Below are 26,712 nucleotides of genomic sequence, written 5' to 3' on the forward strand. Positions count from 1 at the left end.
TCCTCACCGGCGGGCGGCGACGAGGACGGCGACCAGCGTCAGGGCCGCTCCCAGCAGGGTGGTCGCGTCCGGGTGGGAGGCGGCGGTCGGCAGGATCACGTCCAGCACGACGGCGCCGACCACCTGCCCGGCGATGGTGGCCAGGCCGAGCAGCAGGACGCCGGTGAAGCGGACGATGGCGGCGGCGACCGCGATGAAGACGATCCCGATCAGCCCGCCCAGGTAGAGCCACGGCTCGGCCGGCGGTGAACCGGCCGGTGGTCCGCGTACCGCCACGTCGACGGCGAAGACGACCAGCAGGGCCAGCGTGCCGACGGTGAAGTTGACCAACGTCGCGATCAGCGGGCTGGTCGCCCGGCCGACCAGCCCGTTGACGGCCTGCTGCCAGGCGATGGCCACGCCGGCGAGCAGCGGCAGCAGCGCCAGCGCCAGCGCGTGCGGGTCGCCGAACCGGTCGCCGACCGCCAGCACGACGGCGACCACGGTGAGGGCCGCCCCGGCCAGGCGCCGGACCGTCACCGGCTGGCGTCCGGTGGGACCGATGCCGGCCCGGTCGACGGCCAGGCTGCTGCCGGACTGGCCGGCGACCACCGCCACGGTGAAGACGGCGACGCCGAGGGTGCCGATCGTGAGGCCCTGGGTCGCCACGAGAAACGCCCCGCACACCCCGCCGAGGCACTGCCAGGGGCGCAGCGTGCCGGCCGCGAGCGCACCCCGCAGGGCGGCGAGGCCCCGCCGCCCGCGCGGGGTGGCGGGCACCAGCACCAGCAGCACCAGCAGGCCGCCGCCGAACGAGACGACCGCCGCGGCGATCCCGTCGGCCAGGCGTACGCCCAACTCGCCGTTGATCCGGGACTGCCCGGCCACGGCGACCCCGGAGGCGGTCGCCAGAACCACGCCGGTGATCCGGCGGGTCGCCGACGGGGTCTGCCGGGCCATCGTCCCGGCGGTGCTCACTCCTGCTCGGCCAGGGGGCGGCCGTCGAAGTCCACCGCCGAGTACAGCGCCAGCTTCTCCAGCCGGTGGTACGAGTCGATCACCCGGATCGTGCCGCTCTTGGAGCGCATCACGATCGACTGGGTGTACGCCCCGCCGGCCCGGTAGCGCACGCCCCGCAGCAGGTCTCCGGAGGTGACGCCGGTGGCGACGAAGAAGCAGTTGTCGCCGGTCACCAGGTCGTCGGTGGTGAGCACGCGGTCCAGGTCGTGGCCGGCGGCGAGGGCCTTCTCCCGCTCCTCGTCGTCCCGCGGCCAGAGCTTGGCCTGCATCACGCCGCCCATGCACTTCAGGGCGCAGGCGGCGGTGATCCCCTCGGGCGTGCCGCCGATGCCCATCAGCACGTCGACGTCGGACTCGCCGCGGGCGGCGGCGATGGCGCCCGCGATGTCACCGTCGGAGATGAAGCGGATGCCCGCGCCGACGCGCCGGATCTGGGCGATCAGGTCGTCGTGCCGGGACCGGTCCAGCACGCAGACCGTGACCTCGGACACGTCGGTGCCCTTGACCTTCGCGATCCGCCGCAGGTTCTCGGCCACGCCCGCGTTGATGTCGACGACGTCCGCGTACGCCGGGCCGACCGCCAGCTTCTCCATGTAGAACACGGCGCTCGGGTCGAACATCGCCCCGCGCTCGGCGACGGCCAGCACCGCCAGCGCGTTCGGCATGCCCTTGCTCATCAGCGTGGTGCCGTCGATGGGGTCGACCGCGACGTCGACCTCGGGCCCGGTGCCGTCACCGACCTCCTCGCCGTTGAAGAGCATCGGCGCGTTGTCCTTCTCGCCCTCGCCGATCACCACGACGCCCCGCATCGGGATCGAGTTGATCAGCTTCCGCATCGCGTCGACGGCGGCGCCGTCGCCGCCCTCCTTGTCGCCCCGGCCGACCCAGCGGCCGGCGGCCATCGCTGCGGCCTCGGTCACCCGGACCAGGTCGAGGGCGAGGTTGCGGTCGAGATTCTGTGGGGTTCGCGTCGTGGTGTTCGTCATGACGGCTCCTCCTCGCGACGATGCGGGGTGGCCCGGCAGGGCGCGGCGTCGCCACTGCCGGCTTTGTCGCTGATCCTCACACGATCGCCGGTCGCGCGGGGTGGCGGGGCGGTGATGGGTTGAATACGCCTCGCCGGGCGGCTGCGAAGATGTCGGGGTGGAACCCGCACAGCCTGATCGCGTACCCGCCGACACCACCCCGCCGGAGGGCCGGCCGCCGGTCGACCCCGCGGCCCCGGGCGACCCGGCCGGACCCGTACCGCCGGGGGAGCCGGCCCTGGTCGAGCCGGACGGTCCGGCCGGCGCGGCGGAGACCGGGGAGCTTCCCGCGCCACCGCCCGCGGTGGACGCGGGCCGCTCGGACCGCTCGCCGAAGGACATGGCGATCTCGCTGCTCGTGCTGCTCATCCCCATCGCCCTGCTGCTCGCCTTCTACCGGGGATTTCTCGGCGGTGACCAGCCGGCGGTCGTCGACCCGGCGCCTGCGCTGGAGTCGGCGCGCGTGGCGAACGCCTTCCCGGTCAGCCAGCCGGAAGGGCTGGGTGAGGGGTGGCGCACGGTCCGGGCCAACTTCCGGACGGTCGAGGGCGGGGCGACGCTGCGGTTGGGCTACGTGACGCCGGAGGGGCGGGGTGCCCAGGTGGTGCAGAGCAGCGTGCCGCCGGAGCGGCTGTTGCCCACCGAGCTGACCGACCAGGGGCAACCACAGGGCCAGACCGACCTCGGCGGACGCACCTGGCAGCGGTACACGGCCCGGGGCAACGAGCAGGCGCTGGTGTTGCTCGAACCGGACCGGACCGTGATCGTGGTCGGCGACGCCCGGGACAACGAGTTGCGGACGCTGGCCGGCGCGCTGCGCTGAGCCCGGGTCCCGCCTGTCGGGCGGAATTGGTGCGCCGGGGTCGCGAGAAGCCGCCGGCGGGCCAGGTCATCGAGGCGGAGCAGACGAGACGTACCGGATGTTCAACGGGACGATCCGGTGAGCGGGGGCGACCACGGCCGCCCCTCGCCCGTCTCCCGGCCGGCCACCGTCCGACGGATCCGGACGAGCCGGTGATTGTGGGACGCGGCGGCAGGGAACAAACAGGGGTGCGGCCCGGCCGGCTCCCGCAGCCGGACGCGGCTCGCGCGGCGCGGCCGGTAGCGGCGTGCGCCGCCCGGTACCGGCGCCGCCGAGGGGCGCGCCGGGTGACCCACCTGGGAGACACGTATGACTGTTCGACGCCTCAGCGCCGGCCTGGTGGCCGCCGCGTTGTTCGTACCCGGTCTCGCCGCCTGCAACGCCGACGGCACCACGCAGGCCGGCTCGTCCGCCACCCCGACCACCACCGCGTCCGGGTCGGCGCCGGCCAGCGGGATCCCCGGGGACGCCAAGCAGGCGCTCCTGGACTCGACGCGCGAGATCAGCAACGGCAACTTCCGCTTCACCATGTCCGGCGCCGGCTCCACCGCCGAGGGGCAGGTCCACGAGCCGAGCCAGAGCGCGCAGATGAAGGTGTCGCTCGGCCGCCCGGCCGACGACCTGTCGATGACGCTCGACCTGGTCCACATCAAGCCGGACAGCTGGGTCAAGCTGGACCTGGGCGGCCGCGCGGCCGACAGCGTGCCCGGCCGGCAGAGTCTCAACCTCGGCAAGTACCAGCACCTCGACCAGACCCGCGTCCAGGGGAACCGGAATCTGGCCTTCGACTTCGACAAGGTCGACCCGGCCGGCAGCGCCGTCCTCACCCAGGGCATCACCGAGGTACGGCAGACCGGCGAGGGCGCGTACGCCGGCACGCTCGACGCGTCCAAGGCAGCCGACGCCGGCTCGATCGACCCCGCGGTGATCGCCGCGCTCGGTCCGCAGGCGCGGTCGGTGCCGTTCACCGCGAAGCTGGACCCGCAGGGCCGGCTCAGCGAACTGGTCGTCCAGATCCCGGCGGCCGGGCAGTCGGCGGCGCAGGAGATCCGGATCACCTACTCCGCCTACGGCAGCGCCACCCCGGCCCAGAAGCCGCCGGCGGACCAGGTGGTCGAGGCGCCCGCCGAGTTCTACAACCTGTTCAAGTGACGTACGCGGGGGCGGCCCTGGGCCGCCCCCCGCCGTCACTGCTGGCCGGTGGTCGCGAGGCCGGGTGGTCGGGCGGCCGGTGGCGCGGCGGTCTTTGGGCCGGTGGCGGGTGGTCGCGAGGCCCGTGGTGGATGGTCGGGAGGCCGGTGGTGGGAAGGCCGATGGCTGGTGGCCGGGGTCATCCTGAACCGGATGGCCGCCTCGGGCGGAATCCCGGTGCGCGACCGGTCAGGACTCCGCCGCCTCCTGGCGGGCGGCGTCGAGGCGGGCCCGCGCGCCGTCCAGCCACGCCTGGCAGATCCCGGCCAGCTTCTCGCCGCGCTCCCAGAGCGCCAGCGACTCCTCCAGCGTGGTGCCGCCCGCCTCCAGCCGCTCGACCACCGACGCCAGCTCGGCGCGGGCCTGCTCGTAGCTGAGCCGCTCGTCCTTCGTCTCGTCGCTCATCGACCCCATCCCACCACACCGTCCCGACACCGCCGACGACCGGCGGAGCAGCGCGCGTCGCCGGCCCCGCCGCCATGATCATGCTGAATGGCACAAGTAGTGGCCTCCGGCTCGCGTGGAGGCCACTACTTGCGCCTCCGAGCGTGATCAAGGCCGCGGCGGCCCGATCAAGCTGGGGTCCGTCAGCCGTCCACGGTTGCGGTCAGTTCGCCGTCGGCGAGGCGTACCCGCAGCGGGTCGCCCTTGGCGACCTCCGACGCCGCGCGGACGACGTGGCCGTCGGCGCGCTGCACGATCGCGTACCCGCGGTCGAGGGTGGCGGCCGGGGACAGCGCCCGCAAGCGGGCCAGGGTGTGCCGCAGGTCGTCGTCGGCGGCGGCCAGCCGGTGGTCGAGGCAGCGGCCAGCCCGCTGGCGCAGGCCGGTCACGTCGGTCGTCCGCTGCTCGACCATCACCTGGGGTCGGGCCAGCACCGGCCGGGACCGCAGCAGGTCGAGCCGGTGTGACTCGCGGTCGACCAGGTTGCGGACCGCGCGCTCGAGCCGGGACCGGGCCTGCCCGATGAGGCGTACCTCCTCGGCGAGGTCCGGGACGATCCGCTTCGCCGCGTCGGTGGGGGTGGAGGCGCGGACGTCCGCGACGTAGTCGAGCAGCGGCGCGTCGGTCTCGTGGCCGATCGCGCTGACCACCGGTGTGCGGCAGGCGAACACCGCCCGGCACAGCGCCTCGTCGGAGAAGGGCAGCAGGTCCTCGATGCTGCCACCACCCCGGGCGATGACGATCACGTCGATGGTCGGGTCGGCGTCGAGCACCTTCAGCGCGTCGATGATCTGCGGCACCGCCGAGGGCCCCTGCACGGCCACGTTGACCGTCCGGAACGCGACCGACGGCCAGCGGCGGCGCGCGTTGGTGAGCACGTCGCGCTCGGCCGCGCTGGCCCGGCCGGTGATGAGCCCGATCCGGTTGGGCAGGAACGGTGGGCGTCGCTTGCGCGCCCGGTCGAAGAGTCCTTCGGCGGCCAGCAGCTTCTTGAGCTTCTCCAGCCGGGCCAGGAGCTCACCGAGCCCCACCTGCCGGATCTCGTCCGCGCGCAGGCTCAACGTGCCCCGGGCGGCGTAGAACTCCGGTTTCGCGTGCAGCACGACGCGGGCGCCCTCGCGCAGCTCGGGAGCGCCGGAGTCCAGTACGTCCCGGTTGGTGGTGACGGTGAGGCTGAGGTCGGCGGACGGGTCACGCAGGGTGAGGAAGACGGTGGTGGCGCCGGGTCGGCGGCTGATCTGCGCCACCTGGCCGTCCACCCAGACCCAGCCCAGCCGCGCCACCCACGCGCCGATCTTCTGGCTCACCACCCGGACCGGCCACGGCTCCTCGGACGTGCTCCGCGGTACGTCCCCTCCCGAACTCATCCGCCCACCCTAAGGCCCGCCCCGACCCAGCCGGGGTGCCGCGCTCGACGGCCGCTGCCGGTCGGCGAGGCGACACGTACGATGGGCGGGTGACTGAGGCTGACGTGATCCGGACCGGCAAGCGCGTCCTCCTGGCGAAGCCCCGCGGTTACTGCGCGGGCGTCGACCGGGCGGTGCAGACCGTCGAGGAGGCGCTCAAGCTCTACGGCGCGCCGATCTACGTCCGCAAGCAGATCGTGCACAACAAGCACGTGGTGCGGACGCTGGAGGCCAAGGGCGCGATCTTCGTGGAGGAGAACGAGGAGGTGCCCGAGGGCGCGACCGTGATCTTCTCCGCGCACGGCGTCGCCCCCGAGGTGTACGAGCAGGCGAAGGCGCGCTCGCTGAAGGCGATCGACGCGACGTGCCCGCTGGTCACGAAGGTGCACCAGGAGGCGAAGCGGTTCGCCGCCGAGGACTACGACATCCTGCTGATCGGTCACGAGGGGCACGAGGAGGTCATCGGCACGTCCGGCGAGGCCCCCGAGCACATCCAGCTCGTCGACGGCCCGGAGGACGCCGACCGGGTCACCGTGCGGGACCCGGACAAGGTGGTGTGGCTGTCCCAGACCACGCTGTCCGTGGACGAGACGCTGGAGACGGTGGCCCGGCTGAAGAAGCGGCTGCCAATGCTGCAGTCGCCGCCCAGCGACGACATCTGCTACGCCACCAGCAACCGGCAGCACGTCGTCAAGGAGATCGCGCCGGACTGCGACGTGGTGATCGTCGTCGGCTCGCGCAACTCGTCGAACTCGGTCCGCCTGGTCGAGGTGGCCCTCGACGCGGGTGCCCGTGCCGGTCACCTGGTCGACTTCGCCCACGAGATCGACGACACGTGGCTCGACGGGGCGCGTACGGTCGGCCTGACGTCGGGCGCCAGCGTCCCCGACGAGCTGGTGCACGAGGTGCTCGCCCACCTCGCGGCCCGCGGCTTCACCGACGTCGAGGAGGTGGTGACCGCCAACGAGCGGCTGACCTTCTCGCTGCCGCAGGAGCTCAAGCGGGACATGAAGGCCGCCGCGGCGGCCCGCGGCTGACCGGGAACGCCCGGCGCCGTCGCCGCGTCAGATACGGCATGAGGACCTTTCGGCTCGTCGTCCCGGCGCTGGCCGTCTGTCTGGCGCTCGGCGCCTGCGGCGGCGCGGGCACCGGAGACGGCACCCCGACCCCGACGGGAGCGTCGCCGGTGACCACCCCGCCCGAACCCGATCCGACGCCCACCGACGCCGTACCGCCGACGCCGGCCGACCCGCCGCCGTCGACGGTCCCGGTGCCGACCCGGCCGCCCAAGTCGCCGAGCGGGCCGGCCAAACCGCCGCCCGGTGGGGCGACCACCCTGGCCGGGACGGTCGAGTCCGGCGTCGAGCCCGGCTGCCTGCTCCTCGACGGCTACCTGCTGCTCGGCGGCCCGCGCGACGTGCTGGCCGCCGGTGCGTCGGTGGTCGTGACCGGGAAGATCCAGCCCGACATGATGACCACCTGCCAGCAGGGCATCCCATTCCTGGTGGAGACGGCCCGCCGGGGCTGACGGCCGGGCCTGACGCGTCGGTGGGGGACCGCGACAGACGACGGGAGCCCGTCCCCGGGGACCGGGGACGGGCTCCCGCCCTGTTACGGGTGGGTCAGTTCACCGCACCGATGGCGACGGCGCCGCGGCCGACGACCGCGCCCTCCGACGTCACCACGGCCAGCTCACCGTAGAGCGCCCGGCCGGCGTCCGGAGCGGACTGGGCGGTCACCGTGCCCGTGAGGGAACCGGTGGCGCCGTGCGCCAGGGTGAGCGAGGTGGACGGCGCCGACAGGGTGCCGAGCGCCGGGGCGGAGAACGAGTCCCGGTAGTCGTACTCGGTGCTGCCACCGGCACCGTCGACGTTGTACGCGTCGACGACGATCCGGTAGGTGCCGGCCACCGGGTTGGTGATCGTCACCGCCTCCTCCGAGTCGCCGTCGGCCTGCTGCCCGACCAGGGTGGTGCCCCGGTAGATGAACAGGTCCAGGTCGGCGCTGGCGTTCGCCGGGTTGCCGATCCGGGCGGTGAAGCTGGTCGCGCCCGCCGGCACCTCGACGGTGAACTCCTGCTGGGCCAGCTCCACGATGGTGGGCCGCTCGGAGTGCACGCTGGACAGCGGGCCGCCCTGGCCGGTCACCGACACCGGGCCGAAGGTGTTCTTCAGCGACCAGGTCACCGGGGTGGCCGCACCGGCGTCGACCGCCGGCAGGTCGACCACGGCCGGCTCGACCGCGACGCCCTGGACCCGGGCCTGGATCTGGTACGGGTTGTTCAGCGCCGGCGAGGTGCGACGGGACTCCACCTCGATCTCCCAGACGCCGGGGATCGGGTTCTGGTAGTCCCGCTCGAAGGCGTTGCAGGCGACCGTGCTGGCGAAGTTGGTGAAGCACGCCAGGCTCGAGGTGCTCTCCACCGGGACGCCGTACGGGTTGAAGGCGATGAACCGGGTCTGCGAGCCGGTGGCGATGCCGGAGAGGTTCACCTGCAGCGCACCGGCGCCCGGCGGCACCGTCACGAAGTACGACGTGGTGCTGTTCCGGTCCACCGAGCCCTCACCGGAGTAGGCGAAGGCCGGCTTCTTGACGTCGTTCGAGGCCACCACCACGGCGGAGACCTCGAAGTCGATCGTGTTGGTCGCCGGGTCGTCGATCGTCACGATCGTGCCGTGCGCACCCGCGCTCTTCGGCTTGGCGGTGACGGCGATGGTGACGGTCCGGTTCAGCGGCAGCGTGACGTTCTTCGGCGCCGAGAAGGTGCCGTCGTTGCCACGCAGCCCGACGTTGTGCTTGATGTTGCCGGCCGGCCCGCTGGTGCGGGTGAGCTTGACCTGGTAGGTCTTCGACTGGCCGACCTTGTGGCCGCCGTCGGCGGCGCCGCAGCGGTTGTAGACGCCGGTGCCCCGGTTCGGGGTGGCGAGCTGGCCGGAGAGCACCGTGCAGACCGGGGCGTCCGAGACGTACGAGCGGGTCGTGACGCCCTTGCGCAGCAGCTTCCAGGCGCCCGGCACGTTGAACATGCCGTAGCCCTGACCGTGGGTCGGGACGCCGGCGATCGGCTTGGCCGAGCTGAAGATCGCCCGGCGCAGCGCGGCCGGCGTGACCCCCAGGTCGTTCGCCTTGGCGGCCGACAGCAGCAGCGCGGCGGCACCGGTGGCCTGCGGGGAGGCCATCGAGGTGCCGTTGAACATCCCGTAGCCCGGCGGGAGGGTGTAGCCGGCCTCGACCGGGCCGCTGCCCGGCTGCCAGACCGGGGTGGTGGAGACGGCCGAACCCGGAGCGGCGATGTTCGGCTTGGCGCCGCCGTCCTCACGCGGGCCGCGCGAGGAGAAGTTGAACAGCGCGTTCTTCTGCTTCACGACGGAGCCGTAGTTGGCCAGCCAGGTGTCCCTGCTGACGCTGGCGGCGACGCTTACCACGTTCGTCGAGGCCGACGGGTCGCCGATGGTGTTCACGCCCGGGCCGGAGTTGCCGGCGGAGATGAACATCTGCACGCCGTACGTGGTGATCAGGTTGTTGTACAGCTCGGCGCGGGCGTTGTTGCCGTCGTTCAGCGCCGGCAGGCCGCCGATCGACATGTTGATGACGTCGACGCCGCGGTTGATCACCAGGTCGGCCATGCCGGTGGTGAGGGCCGCGTACGTGCAGCCGCCGCCCCAGGAGCAGGCGCGGGCCGAGACGATCTTGGCGCCGGGGGCGGCACCGTCGAACGCGTCGTTGCCCATCATGTCGTTGGCGGCGGTGATGCCGGCGACGTGGGTCCCGTGCGCGCTCTCGATGATGCCGATGTTGACGTAGTCGACCAGGCCGGGGCCGCCGACCGGGGTGGTGTCCACGCCCTTGCGGTACTGGACGACGAACGACATCCGCTCCTTGACAGCGGTCGCCGGGTCGTCGGTGCCGAAGTGGCCGACGTCGAACTTCTCCCGGTACGGCCGCATCACGGCCTCGTCGGTGAAGTCGTTGTCGTTGTCGGTGTCGACCCAGATGTTGTTGGTCGCCGGGTCGAAGAGGATGCCGAAGGCGTCGGTCCGGTCGCCGTCGCGGTTGACGTCACCGCCCGGTTCGCTGTTGGTGGTGACGGACTCGCTGAACCGGTTGAAGCGGTAGGTGCCCGCCGGGGCGGTCCAGGTGAGGCCGGCGGCGCTGAACGTCGGGCCGGTCACCTCGGTGAGCATCGGGCGCCAGGTGGCGTCCTCGAACGGGTCGGTCGCGGTGACCCAGTCGACGATCTTGCGCTCGCCGGTGGTGGTCTGCTGGAGGGCCGGGTGCTCGAGGTCCACACCGGAGTCCATGATGCCGATCGTGACGCCGCGACCGTCCCACTCGGGGTGCTGGTCGACGAACTTGACGGCGCCGGTCTCGTTGGTCGGCATGTACGGGTTGTCGGCGCGGGTGCCGGCGCCGGGGCCACTCAGCGTCGTGCCCTGCTTGGCGGCCTTCCGGCCGTCGGCGGCGGCCTCCGGCCTCGGGTCGGGCCGCTGGATCGTCTCGTCCAGGTCGACCGCGGAGACGCCCGGCAGGGTCGCCGCCTTGACCGCCTTGCCGGTCGGCACCTTGGCCAGCACGTAGCCGATCGTGTCGTAGCGCTCGGTGACCGCCGCGCCGAGGCCCTTGAGGTCCTTCTCGACGTCCTTCGCCTTGCCCTTCTGGGTGGCGACGATCATCGTGACGGTCGGGGCCTTCTTCGCCTCCGCCTCGGCTAGCAGCTTGGCGTCGTGCGAACCCAGCGCTTCGATGGGGGTGGCCGGCGCGTTGGCGGGTGCGGCGCTCGCGGTGGTGGCGCCGCCCGCGACGGTCACGGCACTGGCGGCCATGACCGACGCGAAGAGCGCGGCGGAGGTACGCCGGCTCAGGTTTCGGGGTTTGCTCACGTTCTCTTTCCTCCAGAGAACAGGGCCCTCAGATGCAGGGCACGCGTGCCCGCATCCTTCGTGGTATCGATGTCCGGTGTCACTACCGGCCAGTTCGTTGTGACCATCTCGTGACTTCCGTGGACACGCGTTGTCACATCTTCGGCCCGGTGTGGACGGACCGTGAGCGTCTACTCAGGACCCCGGCTCCAGCAGCTCCGGCGCCTGCGGCTGGCGGGGTGCCACCTCCAGCTGCGCCGGCGCGGCCAGCTCCTCGTGGGAGACGCCGAGCTCGGCGAGCTTGCGTGCGCTGACCAGCACCCGCGCCTCCAGGGAGCCGACCGCCCGGTTGTACGCGGTGACCGCTCCGCCGAGCGCCGAGCCCAGCTTCCCGACGTGGTCGCCCAGGGTCGACAGCCGCCCGTACAGCTCCCGGGCGAGCGTGTGCACCGCCACCGCGTTGCGCGCCAGCGCCTCCTGCCGCCACGAGTACGCGACCGTGCGCAGCAGCGCGACCAGGGTGGCCGGGGTCGCGAGCACCACGTTGCGCGTGAACGCGTGCTCCAGCAGCGTGGGGTCGCGCTGCAACGCCACGTCGAGGAACGGGTCGGCCGGCACGAACAGCACCACGAACTCGGGCGCCTGCTCGAACGCGGCCCAGTACGACTTGGCGGCCAGCGCGTCCACGTGGGCGCGCAGGTGCCTCGCGTGGGCGTCGAGCTGCGTGTCCCGCCCGCGCTCGTCGCGCGCCTCCATCGCGGTCAGGTACGCCTCGAACGGCGCCTTCGCGTCCACCACCACCGAGCGGCCACCGTGCAGCCGGACCACCAGGTCGGGGCGGACCCCCTGGTGGTCGGTGGCGGCGGTCACCTGCTCGGCGAAGTCGCAGTGCTCGAGCATGCCGGCCGCCTCGACGATGCGGCGCAGCTGATGCTCACCCCAACGGCCCCGGACCTGCGGCGCCCGCAGCGCCGCGACGAGCTGCTTCGTCTCGGTGCGCAGCTCACCGGAGACGGTGCTCATGGCCCGGACCTGCTCGCGCAGCTCGGCGTACGCGTCGACCCGGTCGCGCTCCAGCTCGGCGACGCGCTGCTCGTACCGCCGGAGCGTGTCGTGCAGCGGCGCCACCGCGCGGGCCACCGCCTCCTGGGACTGAGCGGTGGCCTCGTAGCTGAGCGCGCGCATGGACTGCTCCAGCCGGCCCTCGCCCTCCCGGGTGGCCGTGAGGGTGGCCTCCAGCCGGGCGATCTGGGTGGCGGACCGGGCGCGGGCCGCGTACCACCCCACCGCGCCGCCGGCGGCGAGGCAGACGACCACCACGGCCAGCGTCGGAAAGTCCATGTGCAGAGCTTGCCAAACGGGTACGACGGGGCGGGCGTGGGTACGTACGCGTCATGGAACTTCTGCTGTGCCTCGGCATCGTGGCCATCGGCGCGGTGATCGCCGTCGCGGTCGCCGGCGCCCGGTCCGGTGCCCGCCGGGGCGACGAGCTGGCCGACGCCCGGGCGGAGGCCCAGCGCTGGTACGAGCGTCTCGGTGGGCAGCTGATGAACCTGCACGGCGAGGATCCGGCGGTACGGCAGGCGCTGGCCGACGCGGGGGAGCGGTACAACGCCGCCGGCTCCCAGCTGGAGCAGGCGCGGACGCCGCACCAGTACGCGCTCGCCCGGGAGACCGCGCTGGAGGGGCTGGCGTACATCCGGGCGGCCCGGACCGCGCTGGGGATCGACCCGGGGCCGGAGCTGCCGCCGCTCGCGGCCGCCCGGGGAGCCGGGCAGCTCACCCGCGAACGCGAGGTGGATGTGCAGGGACAGACCTTCAGGGCCGGTCCGCAGCCGGGCCGGGACACGCCCTACTACTACCCCGGTGGGCGGTTCCAGGGCCGGCCGGTCCCGGCCGGGTGGTACTCGACGCCGTGGTGGAAGACGGCGCTGGGCACTGGCGCCGGGGTGGTCGGTGGTCTGCTGATCGCCGACGCGCTCTTCTCCCCGATGTGGGGCGACCCCGGGTACGGCGCCGGGTACGGGGAGGGCTTCCAGGACGGCGCCGGCTACGGCGACGCCGGTGCCGAGGGAGCCGGCGACGCCGGTGGCGGTGATTACGGCGCCGGCGACTACGGCGGCGACCTCGGCGGCTTCGGTGGCGGTGACTTCGGGGGTGACTTCGGGGGCGGCGACTGGTGACGCGGCGGCGGAGGAAGGGTCCCTTCCGCTACCTGAGGCGTTGACAAGGGGCCCTTCCGCGCACCTCAGCCCGTGTTGCGCATGCCGGCGGCGATGCCGTTGACCGTGGTGAGCAGCGCCCGTTCCAGTGCCGTGCCGTCGCTCGGCGCGCGCCGGCCGCCGGGCGCGGTCGCCACCGACCGGCCCGCCGCCCCGGACTCCCGGTACTGACGCAGCAGCGCCACCTGGAGGTGGTGCAGCGGTTCCAGGTAGGTGTCCCGCACCGCGAGCGTGCGCTGGAGCACCGGCGAGTTCTCCAGCAGGTCCGGCGAGGAGGTCACGGCGAGCACCTCGCGCTTGGTCAGCTCGTACTCCTGCTCGATCTGGTGGAAGATCGGGTGCAGCTTCTTCGGCACCAGCGTCTCCACGTACCGGCGGGCGATCGTCAGGTCGGTCTTGGTCAGCATCATCTCGACGTTGGACAGGAACGTCCGGAAGAAGTGCCAGCTGCGGTGCATCTCGGCGAGCACGTCCGCGTGCCCGGCCTCGCGGGCGGCGGCCAGGCCGGAACCCACCCCGAACCAGCCCGGCACGATCTGCCGGGTCTGGGTCCAGCCGAACACCCACGGGATGGCCCGCAGGCCGGCCAGCCCGGCACCGGTGTTCGGCCGCTTCGCCGGCCGGGAGCCGATGTTCAGCGCGCCCAGCAGCTCGGTGGGGGTTGACGCCCAGAAGTACGCCGGCAGGTCCGGGTCCTCCACCAGCGACCGGTACGACCGGTAGGCCGCCGCGCTGACCACGTCCATCGTCGCGTCCCACCGCTCCAGCATCTCGGCGGGCTGGCGGGGCGCGGTGTGCAGCAGCGTGGCCTGGAGCACCGCGGCCGTGGTGAGCTCCAGGTTCTCCCGGGCCAGTGCCGGCAGGGTGTACTTGTCGGAGATGACCTCGCCCTGCTCGGTCACCTTGATCGCGCCGTCCAGCGTCCCGTACGGCTGAGCCAGGATGGCGTCGTGCGTCGGTCCGCCGCCGCGGCCGACGGTGCCGCCCCGGCCGTGGAAGAGCCGCAGGCGGACGCCGTGCCGGGCGGCCACGTCGCGCAGCGCGCGCTGCGCCCGGTGGATGGACCACTGGCTGGTGGTGATGCCGGCCTCCTTGTTGGAGTCGGAGTAGCCGAGCATCACCTCCTGCACGTCACCGCGGGCCGCGACCAGCGCCCGGTACGCCGGCAGCGCCAGCAGCTCGTCCAGCAGGTCACCGCCGGCGTTCAACTCGCTCGGCGTCTCCAGCAGCGGCACGAAACCGATCCGGGCCCGGCCGCTGTGCACGTCGATCAGGCCGGCCTCGCGGGCCAGGACGACCGCGGCGAGCACGTCGTCGACGCCGAGGGTCATCGAGATGATGTACGACTCGATCACCTCGGTGCCGAACCGGTCCTGCGCCTCGCGGATGGTGGCGAAGACGTCGAAGGTCTTGCGGGCCGACTCGGTGAGCGGGGTGTCGAGGGTGGACAGCGGCCGACGACCGGTCAGCTCGTCGGCGAGCAGCTTGGTGCGCTCCAGCCGGCTCAGCGACGGGTAGTCCGCCACCTCGCCCACCGCCTGGTAGAGCTGGGCGAGCACCTCGTGGTGCTTCTCGGCGTGCTCGCGTACGTCCATGGTGGCGAGGTGCAGGCCGAAGGCGGAGACGGTACGGATGGTCGAGGCGAGCAGGCCGACGGCGGTGAGCTGGCCGGAGTTGCGGGCCAGCGAGGCACGCAGCAGTTCCAGGTCGGCGATCAGCTCGGCCGACCCGCGGTAGTCGCGCCCCGGCACGTGCGCGGTGCCCTGCCGCAGCCGCTGCCGGGTGTTGGCGAGCTTCGCCTTCACGCAGCGGGCCTTGAGCCGGTACGGCTCCTCGGCGTTGACCCGACGGAACCGGGGCGCGACCTCGGGCAGCGCGTCCAGATCGGCGGCGAGGCTGGCGGAGAGGTCCAGCGAGACGCCGCGCAGCCGCCGGGAGACGGACACCTCGTTGATGAGCTGGTCCATGGCCTTCTCGGTGGCCGCGATCCCGTGCTCGTGCTGGATGACCAGGACCTCGCGGGTCACCGTGGGCGTGACGAACGGGTTGCCGTCCCGGTCACCGCCGATCCAGGTGCCGAAGGTGAGTGGCCGGGCGGTGGGCGACGTCTCCACACCGAGCGTGCGCAGCGTGTCGGCGAGGTCGTCGAGGACCTGCGGCGCCGCCTCGGCGTAGAGGTCGCGCAGGTAGTAGATGGCGTTGCGGGCCTCGTCGGTCGGGTCCGGCCGGTCCAGCCGCAGCTCGTCGGTCTGCCACATCAGGTCGAGCAGTTCGGCGAGGCGGCGGTTGGCCGGGCCCTCGTCGCTGGCGCCGTAGAGGATCGCGTTGGTGGTCTCGGTGTCCAGTTCGTCGGCGATCGCGCGGAGCTTCGACAGGATCGAGCGGCGGGCCGCCTCGGTGGGGTGGGCGGTGAAGACCGGGCGGACCGCGAGCCGGCGGGCGGCCGCCGCGATCTCCTCGGCGGGCACCCCGCGTTCGGCGATCATCTTGGCGGCCTGGTCGAGCCAGCCGCCCTGGATGGCGCGGCGGCGACGCAGGTCGCGGGCGCGGTGGACCTGCTCGGTGATGTTGGCCAGGTGGAAGTACGTCGAGAAGGCCCGGGCCAGCTTGGTGCCGGTGGTGACGTCCAGCCCGGCGAGCCGCTGCGCCGCGGCCGGGGGATCGGTGCGGACCTGGGCGCGGATCTCCTCGACGAGGTCGAGCAGGGGCCGGCCCTCCTGGCGGGCGAGGGTCTGGCCGAGCAGGGTGCCGAGGCGGCGGATGTCGGCGCGCAGGGCGGCGTCGGGACCGTCGTGATCGTGCTGGTCGGTCACTGTGCGCTCCTTACGTGAGTACGAAGGACAGCGCTGTCCGACTCCCTGGATCGTATCCGCGCGGGCCGGTATGTAAGGAGGGACCCCTCGTTAACGGTGTTTCACTCCGACCCACGGCGAGCGCGGTCGAGGCCGGTGCCGGTCCCGCTGCTCCTTCCCGCCGCCAGCCTAGGGAACGGTTCGGGCGTCTCATGCCGTTTCGCCCCGCGGCGGTCGGCAAAACCGGTGGTCCGGGTGGGTAGCGTGTGGATCATGCCGACGTTGCGCTATCCGCCCAAGCCGCGCCCCGGTGACCGGGTCGCGGTCGTGTCACCCTCCGCCGGGCTGCCGGGTCTCTTCCCCCGCGTTTACGAGCTGGGCCTGCGCCGGCTGCGCGAGGAGTTCGGCCTGGAGCCGGTCGAGTACCCGACCACCCGGGTGATGGGTGCCGACCCCCGGGACCGGGCCCGGGACCTGACCGCCGCCTTCGCCGACCCGACGGTCACCGCCGTGCTCGCCACCGTCGGCGGGGACGACCTGATCACGGTCACCCCGCACCTCGACGACGCGGTGCTGCGGGCGAACCCGAAGCCGTACTTCGGCTACTCGGACAACACGAACGTGCTGAACCACCTGTACCGGCTGGGGATCGTCAGCTACCACGGCGGGTCGGTGCTGGTGCACCTCGGCCGGCCGGGTGCCCCGCACCCGCTGACGTTCGACTCGCTGCGGGCGGCGCTGTTCACCTCCGGCTGGCACGACCTGGCCCCGGCCACCGAGTGGGGCGACCAGCCGAACGACTGGAACGACCCGGCGTCGCTGGCGGACGAGCCGGTGATGTTCCCCGGGTCGGGCTGGACCTGGGCCGGCCCGGAGCGGGTGGTCGAGGGCCGGCTGTGGGGCGGCAACCTGGAGATCCTGCACTGGCTGCTGGCCGCCGACCGGGTCGCGTCCGCCGCCGACCTGGCCGGCTCGGTCTTCCTGATGGAGACCTCTGAGGAACTGCCGTCGGCCACCGAGGTCTTCCGGATCCTGCGCAACCTCGGCGAGCGGGGGCTGCTCGGCACGTTCCCGGCCGTGCTGGTCGGCCGGGCGAAGGCGTGGGAGTTCAGCCGACCGCTCGCGCCGGCCGAGAAGGCCGCGTACGCCGAGGAGCAGCGCGCGGCGGTGACCCGGGCGCTGGCGGCGTACAACCCGGACGCGGTGGTCGTGTTCGATCTGGACGTCGGCCACACCGACCCGCAGCTGATCCTCCCGTACGGCGGCGACGTCCGGGTCGACGCCGTGCACCGCCGCGTCTCGGTGCGCTACTGACGGATCAACTCGGCATCCCGCAAGTCGCGGCATCCGCTGCTTCGGATACCGCGACTCGCGGGATCCCGTGCTGGCGCCCGGCCGGGCCGTCAAGCCTCCAGGACGGCGAAGGCACGGACTGGGAAGGTGCCCATGCCGGCCACCCGCGGCGGTGCGGCGGTGAACCGGAACCCCTCCGGCGGCAGCGCGTCGAGGCCGGTCAGGTGCTCCACGACCGGGATACCGGCGGCCAGCAGGGTGCTGTGCGCCGGCCGCTCGCCGCCCGAGGCCGGGCTCATGTCGTCGATGTTGATCGAGTCGATGCCGACCAGGACCGCGCCCGCCTCGACCAGGGCACGGGCGCCGTCCCCGGTCAGGTACGGCGCCTCCGGCGCGCCGTACCGCTCGGTGCCGAAGCGCTCCGACCAGCCGGTGTGCAGCAGCACCGCCCGGCCGGCCACGTCGTACGGCGCCAGCATGAGCCGGTCCACCGCCCGCGTGCCGGCCGGTACCCGGACGACGACGCCCGGCAGGTCGGCGAGCCGGTCCAGCGGTACCCCGGCGAGGTCGGGCCCGTCCGCGTAGCGGTGCGCCGGGGTGTCCACGTACGTGCCCGTGTTGGCGATCATGTCGATGCGGGCGACGTGGAACTCGGTGCCCGGCGCGTAGTTCGCCCGGGACGCCTCACGGGTGAGCCAGTCGGTGATTCGCGGCACGGGCCAGCCGGGCAGGGTGACCATGCCGTCGGTGACCGGATGGCTCAGCTCGACGAGGCGGCGCCCGCCCGCCTCGCCGGCGGTCCCGGATACGCCACGCCCGCCCTTGTGCGGCTCCTCGATCACGGTCTTGCCGGCGATCCGTACCTCGGCGACCATCAGCAGCCCGAGATGGCGGACGAAGAGCGCCGCCAGGTCCGCGTCCTCGATCTCCCGGCCCGGGATGTCGAGCCGGAAGCCCTCGGCCCGGAGGCCACCTCCGTTGGCGAAGTCGACCTCCGCGTCGAACTGCACACGCCACTGCCCGCTCATACCCGACAGCCGATCACGCCCGGTAGGGCCGGTCAAGATCGTGGGCCGGCGGCCGGAGGTGCCGCGGGGGGGGTGCGGCACCGCCGTGACCGGCGTCGGGTCGCCGCCGGCGACCCGCCCGAGCCGGGGGCTGCGGGCCTCCCCGAACAGGTCCGCCCACCCCCGGACGCCCTCGGGTCGACGGGATCCATCCTCCGGGGCGCCGGCGGGCGCGGTCTTGAAGATCCTTGCTCGGTTGGCCGGGCCGCCGGAGCGGCGGGTGTCAAGAAGGAGCCCGGTTACTACCGGAGGCGTTGATCGGGGCCCTGCCGCGCACCTCAGGCGGCGAGGAGGGCGCGCAGGCGGGCCGGCGGATGCCCCACGTGGTCGCGGACCACCCGGGTGAGGTGGGCCTGGTCGGCGAAGCCGTACTCCGACGCCACCAGGCGCAGCGGCAGACCGCCCGGCTCGGCGAGGGTGTCGAGCACCGCCCGCACCCGTAGCCGGTTGCGGTACGTGGTGAGGCTGCTCCCGGTGACCCGCTGGAACACCCGGCTCAGGTGGTGCGGTGACGCGCCGACCGCCCGGGCGACGTCGTCGAGGGTGAGCGAGAAGTCCGCGGTGGCGAGGACCTCGCGGGCTCGGTCGACCAGCTGCCGGTGTGCGGCCAGGGTGGCCGCCCGCCGACCGACCGCCCGGTCGAGGTCCGTCCCCGGCCGGTCGCCGTCCGGGTCGGTGTGGTCGACCAGCCGGTCGAGGAAGCGGTGCAGCCGCTCGGACATCTCGAACGCGTCCAGCCCGCGCCGCAGGTCCGCGACCAGCAGCCGGTGCGCCAGGTCCAGCGTCGCGTCGGACGAGCCCGCCCAGCCGGCCTCGTGCAGCCAGCGGGCGGCGGCCGGTCGCTCGGCCAGCACCTCCGGGTCGACCTCCAGGCAGGTGTACGAGTCGCCGCAGCCGAGCGGGTGCGCCACCGCCATCTCGTCACCGGGCCGGGTGAGCAGCACCGAGGTGGCGTCGGACAGCGCGGTCCGGCCGTTGACCCGACGCCGGTAGACGCCCGACCGGCCGAGCATCACCCGATGGGTCCGCTCGGCCACGGGCTCGGACCAGCCGTGGTGTTCGACGATGCACCGCACCTGGTAGATCAGGATCCCGGTCGGGTGACCCAGCACCCGCCACCGGGCGGGTGTGGTCCGCTGGCGTGGGTCACTCCCGGTTCCCTCCGGCATCCGTCCTCCCCAGGATCGTCGTCACCGGCGTCGCGGCGCGATCCCCGCCACGTGGACGTCGATCGTCACCCCGGAGAGATAGTGTCGACTGGTGCAACCCCCCGTCCAGCCCGGACGAGGGGTGATCGTCGTGCCGTCGCACCCCGAAAGTGGTCACATGCTCACCGGACTCTTCGCCGCCGCCCTCGCCGACCCGGCCCTCGCCCGGGCCCGTGACCTGGCGCGATCCGGTGCCGCTCAGGTCGACGGGCTCGACCTGACCGCCCCGCCGGCGCTGCGCCCGTTCGCGGTCGCCGCCGTCGCGGCCGACGAGCCGGCCGGTGGCGCCGGCCGCCCGGTGCTGGCGGTCACGGCCACCAGTCGGGAGGCCGACGACCTCGCCGCCGCGCTGGGTTGCCTGCTGCCGGCCGAGCAGGTGGCGGTCTTCCCGTCCTGGGAGACGCTCCCGCACGAGCGGCTCTCGCCCCGCTCCGACACGGTCGGCCGCCGGCTGGCCGTGCTGCGCCGGCTGGCCCACCCGGAATCGGCCGACGCGCAGGGCCGCACCGGCCCGCTGCGGGTGGTCGTCGCGCCGGTCCGGTCGCTGCTGCAGCCGCAGCTCAAAGGCCTGGGAGACCTGGCGCCGGTGCGGTTGGCGGCCGGCTCCGAGGCCGACCTCGAGGACGTGGCGCGCCGGCTCACCGACATGGCGTACGCGCGGGTCGACCTGGTGACCAAGCGCGGTGAGTTCGCGGTGCGCGGCGGCATCCTCGACGTGTTCCCGCCCACCGACGAGCACCCGTCCCGGGTCGAGTTCTGGGGCGACGAGGTGGAGGAGATCCGCACCTTCGCGGTCGCCGACCAGCGCACCATCGAGCAGGTTCCGCTGCTGTGGGCCCCGCCCTGCCGGGAGCTGCTGCTCACCCCGTCCGTGCGCAAGCGCGCCGCCGTCCTCGCCGACGAGCACCCGGAGCTGGCCGAGATCCTCGACAAGCTGGCCGAGGGCATTCCGGTCGAGGGGATGGAGTCGCTGGCGCCGGCCCTGATCGGCTCGGACGCGCTGGAGCTGCTGATCGACACCATGCCGGCCGGCACCCACGTGCTCCTCTGTGACCCGGAGCGGATCCGCACCCGCGCGCACGACCTGGTGCGTACCTCGGATGAGTTCCTCCAGGCCAGTTGGGCCGCCGCCGCGGTCGGTGGCGCCGCCCCGGTCGACCTCGGCGCCGCCGCCTTCCGGACGCTCGCGGAGGTCCGGGCGGCCGCCCGAGCCCTGGGGCAGCCCTGGTGGACGGTGTCGCCGTTCGGCCTGGTGGAGCCCGCCGCCGCTGCGGAACGGCAGCCGTGGGAGGACGCGCCGGCGGAGGTCGACGTGACGCCCGACGACGCGATCGCGGTGACCCTGGCCGCCCAGCCCGCCCCGCTCTACCACGGTGAGACCGCGCGGGTGGTGGACGACCTCAAGCGCTGGGCCGGCGAGGGCTGGTCGATCGCGCTGGTCTTCGAGGGGCACGGCCCCGCCCAGCGGGCGGTCGAGGTGCTGCGCGACGCGGGCCTCGGTGCCAGTCTGGTCGAGGAGGTGCCGACCGCGCCCGCCCCCGGCGCGGTGCTGGTCACCTGCGGGTCGCTGAGCAGCGGGTTCGTCGACGAGGCGGCGCGGTTCGTGCTGCTCACCGGCGCCGACGTCACCGGCGGTCGGGGGGCCTCGACCCGGGACATGCGCAAGCTGCCGAGCCGGCGGCGCAACACCATCGATCCGCTGGAGCTTCGGGCCGGCGACTACGTGGTGCACGAGCAGCACGGCATCGGCCGGTACGTGGAGCTGGTGCAGCGCACCGTCAACGGCGCGAGCCGGGAGTACCTGGTCATCGAGTACGCCCCGAGCAAGCGCGGCCAGCCCGGTGACCGGCTCTTCGTCCCCACCGACCAGCTCGACCAGCTCTCCCGCTACGTCGGCGGCGAGCAGCCGACCCTGCACAAGATGGGCGGCTCGGACTGGCAGAAGTCCAAGGCCCGGGCCCGCAAGGCGGTCCGGGAGATCGCCGCGCAGCTGATCCAGCTGTACGCCGCCCGCAAGGCCGCCAAGGGGCACCCGTTCGGGCCGGACACCCCGTGGCAGCGGGAGCTGGAGGACGCCTTCCCCTGGCAGGAGACGCCGGACCAGCTCGCGGCGATCGAAGAGGTCAAGCGGGACATGGAGCAGAGCGTCCCGATGGACCGGCTGATCTGCGGCGACGTCGGGTACGGCAAGACCGAGATCGCGGTACGCGCGGCGTTCAAGGCGGTGCAGGACGGCAAGCAGGTCGCCGTGCTGGTGCCCACCACCCTGCTCGTGCAGCAGCACTACAACACGTTCGCCGAGCGGATGACCCAGTTCCCGGTGACGATCCGCCAGCTGTCCCGGTTCCAGACGCCGAAGGAGGCCGAGCAGACGCTCGCGATGGTCGCCGACGGCACCGCCGACATCGTCATCGGCACCCACCGGCTGCTCCAGGCGGCCACCCGGTTCAAGTCCCTCGGCCTGGTGATCGTGGACGAGGAGCAGCGCTTCGGCGTCGAGCACAAGGAGCACCTCAAGTCGATGCGGGCCTCGGTCGACGTGCTGAGCATGTCGGCCACCCCGATCCCGCGGACGCTGGAGATGGCGATCACCGGCATCCGGGAGATGTCCACCATCGCCACCCCGCCCGAGGAGCGGCATCCGGTGCTCACCGCCGTCGGGGCGTACGACGAGCGGCAGGTGGCCGCCGCCGTGCACCGCGAGCTGCTCCGCGACGGGCAGGTCTTCTACCTGCACAACCGGGTCGAGTCGATCGAGCGGGCGGCCCGCAGGCTGCGCGAGCTGGTGCCCGAGGCGCGGGTGGCGGTGGCGCACGGGCAGCTGGGCGAGGAGGCCCTGGAGAAGGTCATGGTCGGCTTCTGGGAGAAGGAGTTCGACGTCCTGGTCTGCACCACGATCGTCGAGTCCGGCATCGACATCCCGAACGCCAACACCCTGATCGTGGAGCGGGCCGACCTGCTCGGCCTGGCCCAGCTGCACCAGATCCGCGGCCGGGTCGGCCGGGGCCGCGAGCGGGCGTACGCGTACTTCCTCTACCCGCCGGACAAGCCCCTCACCGAGCACGCCCACGAGCGGCTGGCGACCATCGCCCAGCACACCGAGCTGGGTGCCGGCATGTACGTGGCGATGAAGGACCTGGAGATCCGCGGCGCCGGCAACCTGCTCGGTGGCGAGCAGTCCGGGCACATCGAGGGTGTCGGCTTCGACCTGTACGTGCGGATGGTCGGCGAGGCGGTGCAGGCGTTCAAGGGGGAGCGCCCGGAGGAGGAGGTCGAGGTCAAGGTCGACCTGCCGGTGGACGCGCACCTGCCGCACGACTACGTCGGCGTCGAGCGGTTGCGCCTGGAGATGTACCGCAAGCTGGCCGAGGCCCGCGACGAGGAGCGGCTGCGCGAGGTGGTCGCCGAGATGACCGACCGGTACGGCGAGCCGCCCGCCCCGGTGCAGAACCTGGTGGCGGTGGCGCGGTTCCGGCTGCTCGCCCGCCGCTACGGCCTGACCGACGTCAGCGTGCAGGGCAAGCACGTCCGGTTCAGCCCGCTGCCGCTGCCCGACTCGAAGCAGCTTCGGCTCAAGCGCTACCACCCGGACGCGGTCTACAAGTCCGCGCTCGACCAGGTCAGCGTGCCCCGGCCGAGCACCCGCCGGGTCGGCGGCGAGCCGCTGCGCGACCAGGCGCTGCTGGAGTGGTGCGCGCAGCTCCTCTCCGACGTCCTCGGCGAGCCCGAGAAGCTGGCCGGTTCTGCCAGCCCCGCAGTGGCGAGCGGAAGGTGATTCGGCGAGCCGGCGGCCCTGGCGGGCGTCGGTCGATGAGCCGTGGGGGGTGTCACACCTCCGGTGGCGGGCGTGAGAGAGTTGCCGTCATGCGTGCTCGCCGTCTTGTCGCCGTCGCCAGCCTGGCGGTCGGTCTCGTCGCCCTCGCCGGATGCCGTACCGAGCCGGGTGTCGCCGCGTACGTCGGCGACCAGCGGATCACCGAGGACGCCGTGAGCGCCGTCCTCGACGAGCTGCGGGAGAGCCCCGCGGCGACGGCCGCCCCCGAGCTGGGCGGGGCGCCCGCGCCGTTGCCCGGCCGCAATCAGGTCGTGAGCACGCTGGTGCTGGCCGAGGTCTGCCAGCGGGTGTCCGCCGACAAGGGCTACCGGCCGCAGGGCCAGGCGGAGCCGGAACAGGTCGCCCGCCAGCTCAACCTCGCCCCCGACTCGGAGTACGTGCGCGAGGTCGCCGCGCTCTACACCTGCCTGTCCGGCCTGCCCGCCGGCGAGCCGGTCGCGCCCACCGAGCAGGAGCTCGCCGACGTGATCGCCGCCGGCCGCCAGGCGGGTGCGATCCCGCCCGACGTGCCCGATGACGCCGCGGCCCGTCAGCTCGACGTCCCCCAGCTCCGCAGCGCGCTGGCCACCCGCAAGTCGCTGGCCGAGGCGGTCGAGACGTACGACGTCACGGTCAACCCCCGCTACCGGCCGCTGGAGTTCCCGGTGCTCAGCTTCGCCGGCAACGCTCCGGCGGTGAGCGTGCCGCTGGGTGAGCCGGGCTCCGACGCGGTCACCGACATCTCCACCCCGGAGCCGCTCCCGACGGTCGAGCCGACCGAGGCGGACGAGCCGGTCGCCTCCTGAGCATGTCGGCGCGGATCGTCCTGCTGGTCACCTCGCCGCGGCTGCCGGCCGGCCTGCTCACGGCGGCCGCCTGGGACGTCGTACGCCGGCACCCGGTGCTGGCCGGGGCGGAGAGCGAGCTGACGACGGCGGTCCGCGCCGCGGGCGCCGAGGTCGCCGTGGTCGAGGGCCCGGCGACGCAGGCGCTGCTGGACGCGGTCGCGGCGCACGGCACGGCGGTCTGGCTCGCCGGTCCGGCGGGTGACGAGTCGCTCGCCCGGGAGCTGGGCCTGCGCCTGGCCCGCGAGCCGGGGCTGGCGGAGCTGGAGCTGATGTACGGCTCGTGGGACCCGCCCGGTGCCCGGCTGCTGGACGCGGTGGCGGTGCTGGACCGGCTGGCGTCGCCGGGCGGTGATCCGTGGAAGCGGGCGCAGACCCACCAGAGCCTCGCCGGCTTCCTGTTGGAGGAGTGCTACGAGGCGTACGACGCGATCAGCGCCGGGGACACGGATGCGCTGCGCGAGGAGCTCGGCGACGTGCTGCTCCAGGTGGTGCTGCACGCTCGGCTGGCCGAGGAGTTGCCCGAGGGCGAGCGGTGGACCGTCGACGACGTGGCCGGTGGCCTGGTCGACAAGATGGTCCGGCGCAACCCGCATGTCTTCGCCGAGGGGCCGGCCGCCACCCTCGAGGAGATCGAGGAGAACTGGGAGCGGATCAAGCGCGCCGAGAAGGCGCGCGAGTCGGTGCTGGACGGGATCGCGATGAGCCAGCCCGCCCTCGCCCTGGCCGCCAAGATTCTCGACCGCGCCGCCCGGATCGGGCTGGCCGTCCCACCCCCGCTGGCGGAGTCCCAGGTCGACCCGGAGGCCAGACTGGGCGCCAGCCTCCTCGCGACGGTCGCCGCCGCGCGCGAGGCCAACCTCGACCCGGAGTCCGCCCTCCGCCGCGCCACCCTCGCCTACGCCGAAGCCATCCGCACCGCCGAACGCGCCACACGCGCCACACCTCCGCAGAGTTGATCAAGAGGTTTTCGTCTCGAACGGCGCCTGCGGAGGACGAAAACTTCTTGATCAACCGGGAGATGCGCTATCGGCGGGAGTCGGTAGGGTTCCGGCATGCAGGAGTTTGCGGGGCTGGCTGAGCGGATCGTCGAGGAGTTGCTGGCGGCGCGGCCGGGGGTCGCCACCAATGCCGGGGATCACCGGTACGACGACCGGTTGCCGGATTACAGCGCTGACGCGCTCGCCGCCGACCGGGCGATGCTCCGGGACGCCGCGGACGCGTTGTCCGAGGTGGACGCCGACGGGCTCGACCTGGACGAGCGGGTGGACCACGCACTGCTGACCGCCCTGGTCGACCGGGAGCTGTTCGAGCGGGACGAGGTCCGCGCCCACGAGTGGGACCCGCTGCGGCACAACCCGGGCGCGTTGCTGCACGCGCTCGTGGCCCGCCCGTACGCCCCCGCGGACGTCCGGCTGACCCACCTGGCGGGTCGGCTGGCGGCCGTACCCGACGCTCTCGCCACCGCTCGCGCCACCCTCCGGGACATGCCGCGGATCCACGCCGAGACGGCGGTCGGGCAGTTCACCGGCACCGCGGCGCTGATCCGCGACGAGGTCCCGGCGCTGCTCGGCCAGGCGCCCGGTCTGCACGACCGGGTCGCCCCGGCGGCCGCCGGGGCGATCGCCGCGCTCGAGGAGTTCGTGGCCTGGCTCCGCGGCGGCCTGGCCGCTGACGGCGGGTCCGGGCGGGACCCGCGGTTGGGGCGCCGGCTCTGGGAGGCGCGGCTCTGGCACACGCTCGACACCGAGCTGGGCGCCGCCGAGATCCAGCGCCGCGCGTGGGCGAACCTGGACCGGGTCACCGAGGAGATCCGCGCGGCGGCCGTCGAGCTGGTCGGCGGCCCGGCCGACGACGAGACGGTACGCCGGGCGCTGGACCTGCTCGCCGCCGAGCACCCGGACGACCACACCATCGTCGACCTCGCCTCGATCACCCTCGACGAGGCGTCCGACTTCGTCCGCGCCCACGACCTGGTGAGCCTCGTCGACGACCCGTGTGTCATCCAGGTGATGCCGGAGTTCGCGCGGGGCGTGGCGGTCGCGTACTGCGACTCCCCGGGGCCGCTGGAGACGGCCGACGTGCCCACCTTCTACTGCATCGCGCCCACCCCGGCGGAGTGGCCGGCGCACCGGGTCGAGTCGTTCTACCGGGAGTACAACGATCACATGATCCGCAATCTCACCGTGCACGAGGCGATGCCGGGGCACTTCCTCCAGCTGGCACACGCCCGCCGGCACGCCGGTGTCACCCGGGTCCGGGCGCTGGCCCGCTCCGGCCCGTTCATCGAGGGCTGGGCGGTGCACGCCGAGGAGGTGATGGCCGCGCACGGCTTCGGCGGCGTACCGGTGCGGCTCCAGCAGCTCAAGATGCAGCTGCGGATGACCATCAACGCGCTGCTCGACCAACTGGTCCACTGCGACGGGATGACCGAGGCGGACGCGATGGCGCTGATGACCGGGCGCGGCTTCCAGGAGGAGGGCGAGGCGGCCGGCAAGTGGCGGCGTGCGCTGCTCACCTCGACCCAGCTGTCCACGTACTTCGTCGGGTACAGCGAGGTGGCCGAGATCGCCGCGGCCCGCCCGGCGGGCGTCTCCGTCCGCGACTGGCACGACGCCATGCTGGCCCACGACTGCCCACCCCCGCGTCACCTGCGCACCCTGTTGGAGGTGTGAGGAAGGGGCC

General features: G+C 73.5%; 19 protein-coding genes. 10 read left to right on the forward strand and 9 right to left on the reverse strand.

What is annotated here, in order from left to right; all coding sequences use genetic code 11:
• Positions 1–3 precede the first annotated feature (3 nt).
• The gene (locus tag EV376_RS08965; protein ID WP_130328578.1) at positions 4–939 is read right to left on the reverse strand and encodes a DMT family transporter; all 936 of its coding nucleotides are present in this window, start codon (positions 937–939) and stop codon (positions 4–6) included.
• Positions 940–953: 14 nt separating this feature from the next.
• Positions 954–1,985 carry a class II fructose-bisphosphatase gene (gene glpX / locus EV376_RS08970; RefSeq protein WP_130321670.1) on the reverse strand — a complete coding sequence of 344 codons (1,032 nt, stop codon included), beginning with the start codon at positions 1,983–1,985 and terminating at the stop codon, positions 954–956.
• A gap of 157 nt (positions 1,986–2,142) precedes the next feature.
• On the opposite strand from glpX, the gene EV376_RS08975 reads away from it, so the two are divergent.
• A complete protein-coding gene (locus tag EV376_RS08975; protein WP_130321671.1) occupies positions 2,143–2,847 on the forward strand; it encodes a DUF4245 family protein in 705 nt (234 codons plus the stop codon).
• 348 nt (positions 2,848–3,195) lie between these two features.
• Positions 3,196–4,038 carry a hypothetical protein gene (locus EV376_RS08980; protein WP_130321672.1) on the forward strand — a complete coding sequence of 281 codons (843 nt, stop codon included), beginning with the start codon at positions 3,196–3,198 and terminating at the stop codon, positions 4,036–4,038.
• Positions 4,039–4,266: 228 nt separating this feature from the next.
• On the opposite strand, the gene EV376_RS08985 is transcribed toward EV376_RS08980, so the two are convergent.
• Both EV376_RS08985 and xseA read right to left on the reverse strand, forming a co-directional pair.
• Positions 4,267–4,482, reverse strand: coding sequence for an exodeoxyribonuclease VII small subunit (locus EV376_RS08985; RefSeq protein ID WP_130321673.1), 216 nt, complete (start codon positions 4,480–4,482; stop codon positions 4,267–4,269).
• Positions 4,483–4,664: 182 nt separating this feature from the next.
• Positions 4,665–5,888: an exodeoxyribonuclease VII large subunit gene (gene xseA / locus EV376_RS08990; protein WP_130321674.1), complete on the reverse strand. Its 1,224-nt coding sequence runs from the start codon at positions 5,886–5,888 to the stop codon at positions 4,665–4,667.
• 89 nt (positions 5,889–5,977) lie between these two features.
• Between xseA and EV376_RS08995 the strand changes: the two genes are divergently transcribed.
• Positions 5,978–6,964, forward strand: a complete 987-nt coding sequence (locus EV376_RS08995) for a 4-hydroxy-3-methylbut-2-enyl diphosphate reductase (RefSeq protein ID WP_130321675.1) — start codon at positions 5,978–5,980, stop codon at positions 6,962–6,964.
• Between the two features lie 38 nt (positions 6,965–7,002).
• Positions 7,003–7,455, forward strand: coding sequence for a hypothetical protein (locus EV376_RS09000; protein ID WP_130321676.1), 453 nt, complete (start codon positions 7,003–7,005; stop codon positions 7,453–7,455).
• Between the two features lie 94 nt (positions 7,456–7,549).
• Here the strand turns inward: EV376_RS09000 and EV376_RS09005 are convergent, their stop codons facing one another.
• Together EV376_RS09005 and EV376_RS09010 are read right to left on the reverse strand one after the other, a co-directional pair.
• A complete protein-coding gene (locus EV376_RS09005; protein ID WP_130321677.1) occupies positions 7,550–10,807 on the reverse strand; it encodes a S8 family serine peptidase in 3,258 nt (1,085 codons plus the stop codon).
• A 174-nt stretch (positions 10,808–10,981) separates the two neighbouring features.
• Positions 10,982–12,127 (reverse strand): DNA recombination protein RmuC, encoded by a 1,146-nt coding sequence (locus EV376_RS09010; RefSeq protein ID WP_130321678.1) that lies wholly within the window; start codon positions 12,125–12,127, stop codon positions 10,982–10,984.
• Between the two features lie 53 nt (positions 12,128–12,180).
• Between EV376_RS09010 and EV376_RS09015 the strand changes: the two genes are divergently transcribed.
• The gene (locus EV376_RS09015; RefSeq protein ID WP_130321679.1) at positions 12,181–12,969 is read left to right on the forward strand and encodes a hypothetical protein; all 789 of its coding nucleotides are present in this window, start codon (positions 12,181–12,183) and stop codon (positions 12,967–12,969) included.
• A gap of 65 nt (positions 12,970–13,034) precedes the next feature.
• Here EV376_RS09015 and ppc read toward each other — a convergent pair whose 3' ends face one another.
• A complete protein-coding gene (gene ppc, locus EV376_RS09020) occupies positions 13,035–15,821 on the reverse strand; it encodes a phosphoenolpyruvate carboxylase (RefSeq protein ID WP_130321680.1) in 2,787 nt (928 codons plus the stop codon).
• A 252-nt stretch (positions 15,822–16,073) separates the two neighbouring features.
• On the opposite strand from ppc, the gene EV376_RS09025 reads away from it, so the two are divergent.
• Positions 16,074–17,114, forward strand: a complete 1,041-nt coding sequence (locus tag EV376_RS09025) for a S66 family peptidase (RefSeq protein WP_130321681.1) — start codon at positions 16,074–16,076, stop codon at positions 17,112–17,114.
• Between the two features lie 89 nt (positions 17,115–17,203).
• On the opposite strand, the gene EV376_RS09030 is transcribed toward EV376_RS09025, so the two are convergent.
• Together EV376_RS09030 and EV376_RS09035 are read right to left on the reverse strand one after the other, a co-directional pair.
• The gene (locus EV376_RS09030) at positions 17,204–18,121 is read right to left on the reverse strand and encodes a cyclase family protein (RefSeq protein WP_130321682.1); all 918 of its coding nucleotides are present in this window, start codon (positions 18,119–18,121) and stop codon (positions 17,204–17,206) included.
• Positions 18,122–18,438: 317 nt separating this feature from the next.
• Positions 18,439–19,329 carry a helix-turn-helix domain-containing protein gene (locus EV376_RS09035; protein ID WP_130321683.1) on the reverse strand — a complete coding sequence of 297 codons (891 nt, stop codon included), beginning with the start codon at positions 19,327–19,329 and terminating at the stop codon, positions 18,439–18,441.
• 157 nt (positions 19,330–19,486) lie between these two features.
• Here EV376_RS09035 and mfd point away from each other — a divergent pair, with 157 nt between their 5' ends.
• The 4 genes from mfd to EV376_RS09055 all read left to right on the forward strand — a co-directional run bounded on the left by mfd (position 19,487) and on the right by EV376_RS09055 (position 26,702).
• Positions 19,487–23,143: a transcription-repair coupling factor gene (gene mfd / locus EV376_RS09040; protein WP_130321684.1), complete on the forward strand. Its 3,657-nt coding sequence runs from the start codon at positions 19,487–19,489 to the stop codon at positions 23,141–23,143.
• A gap of 89 nt (positions 23,144–23,232) precedes the next feature.
• Positions 23,233–23,988: a hypothetical protein gene (locus EV376_RS09045; protein ID WP_130321685.1), complete on the forward strand. Its 756-nt coding sequence runs from the start codon at positions 23,233–23,235 to the stop codon at positions 23,986–23,988.
• 2 nt (positions 23,989–23,990) lie between these two features.
• Positions 23,991–24,986 (forward strand): nucleoside triphosphate pyrophosphohydrolase, encoded by a 996-nt coding sequence (locus EV376_RS09050; RefSeq protein WP_130321686.1) that lies wholly within the window; start codon positions 23,991–23,993, stop codon positions 24,984–24,986.
• Between the two features lie 96 nt (positions 24,987–25,082).
• Positions 25,083–26,702: a DUF885 domain-containing protein gene (locus tag EV376_RS09055; RefSeq protein WP_130321687.1), complete on the forward strand. Its 1,620-nt coding sequence runs from the start codon at positions 25,083–25,085 to the stop codon at positions 26,700–26,702.
• Positions 26,703–26,712 lie beyond the last annotated feature (10 nt).

The sequence above is a fragment of the Micromonospora sp. CNZ295 genome, assembly GCF_004217535.1.

What these genes read in the sequence shown, in the direction of transcription:
- EV376_RS08980 (WP_130321672.1), top strand. Translation starts at nt 3,196, where the DNA reads ATGACTGTTCGACGCCTCAGCGCCGGCCTGGTGGCCGCCGCGTTGTTC.
- EV376_RS08965 (WP_130328578.1), bottom strand. Translation starts at nt 939, where the DNA reads ATGGCCCGGCAGACCCCGTCGGCGACCCGCCGGATCACCGGCGTGGTT.
- EV376_RS09015 (WP_130321679.1), top strand. Translation starts at nt 12,181, where the DNA reads ATGGAACTTCTGCTGTGCCTCGGCATCGTGGCCATCGGCGCGGTGATC.
- EV376_RS08985 (WP_130321673.1), bottom strand. Translation starts at nt 4,482, where the DNA reads ATGAGCGACGAGACGAAGGACGAGCGGCTCAGCTACGAGCAGGCCCGC.
- xseA (WP_130321674.1), bottom strand. Translation starts at nt 5,888, where the DNA reads ATGAGTTCGGGAGGGGACGTACCGCGGAGCACGTCCGAGGAGCCGTGG.
- EV376_RS09045 (WP_130321685.1), top strand. Translation starts at nt 23,233, where the DNA reads ATGCGTGCTCGCCGTCTTGTCGCCGTCGCCAGCCTGGCGGTCGGTCTC.
- EV376_RS09035 (WP_130321683.1), bottom strand. Translation starts at nt 19,329, where the DNA reads ATGCCGGAGGGAACCGGGAGTGACCCACGCCAGCGGACCACACCCGCC.
- EV376_RS09050 (WP_130321686.1), top strand. Translation starts at nt 23,991, where the DNA reads ATGTCGGCGCGGATCGTCCTGCTGGTCACCTCGCCGCGGCTGCCGGCC.
- glpX (WP_130321670.1), bottom strand. Translation starts at nt 1,985, where the DNA reads ATGACGAACACCACGACGCGAACCCCACAGAATCTCGACCGCAACCTC.
- mfd (WP_130321684.1), top strand. Translation starts at nt 19,487, where the DNA reads ATGCTCACCGGACTCTTCGCCGCCGCCCTCGCCGACCCGGCCCTCGCC.
- EV376_RS09030 (WP_130321682.1), bottom strand. Translation starts at nt 18,121, where the DNA reads ATGAGCGGGCAGTGGCGTGTGCAGTTCGACGCGGAGGTCGACTTCGCC.
- EV376_RS09010 (WP_130321678.1), bottom strand. Translation starts at nt 12,127, where the DNA reads ATGGACTTTCCGACGCTGGCCGTGGTGGTCGTCTGCCTCGCCGCCGGC.
- EV376_RS09025 (WP_130321681.1), top strand. Translation starts at nt 16,074, where the DNA reads ATGCCGACGTTGCGCTATCCGCCCAAGCCGCGCCCCGGTGACCGGGTC.
- EV376_RS09055 (WP_130321687.1), top strand. Translation starts at nt 25,083, where the DNA reads ATGCAGGAGTTTGCGGGGCTGGCTGAGCGGATCGTCGAGGAGTTGCTG.
- EV376_RS09000 (WP_130321676.1), top strand. Translation starts at nt 7,003, where the DNA reads ATGAGGACCTTTCGGCTCGTCGTCCCGGCGCTGGCCGTCTGTCTGGCG.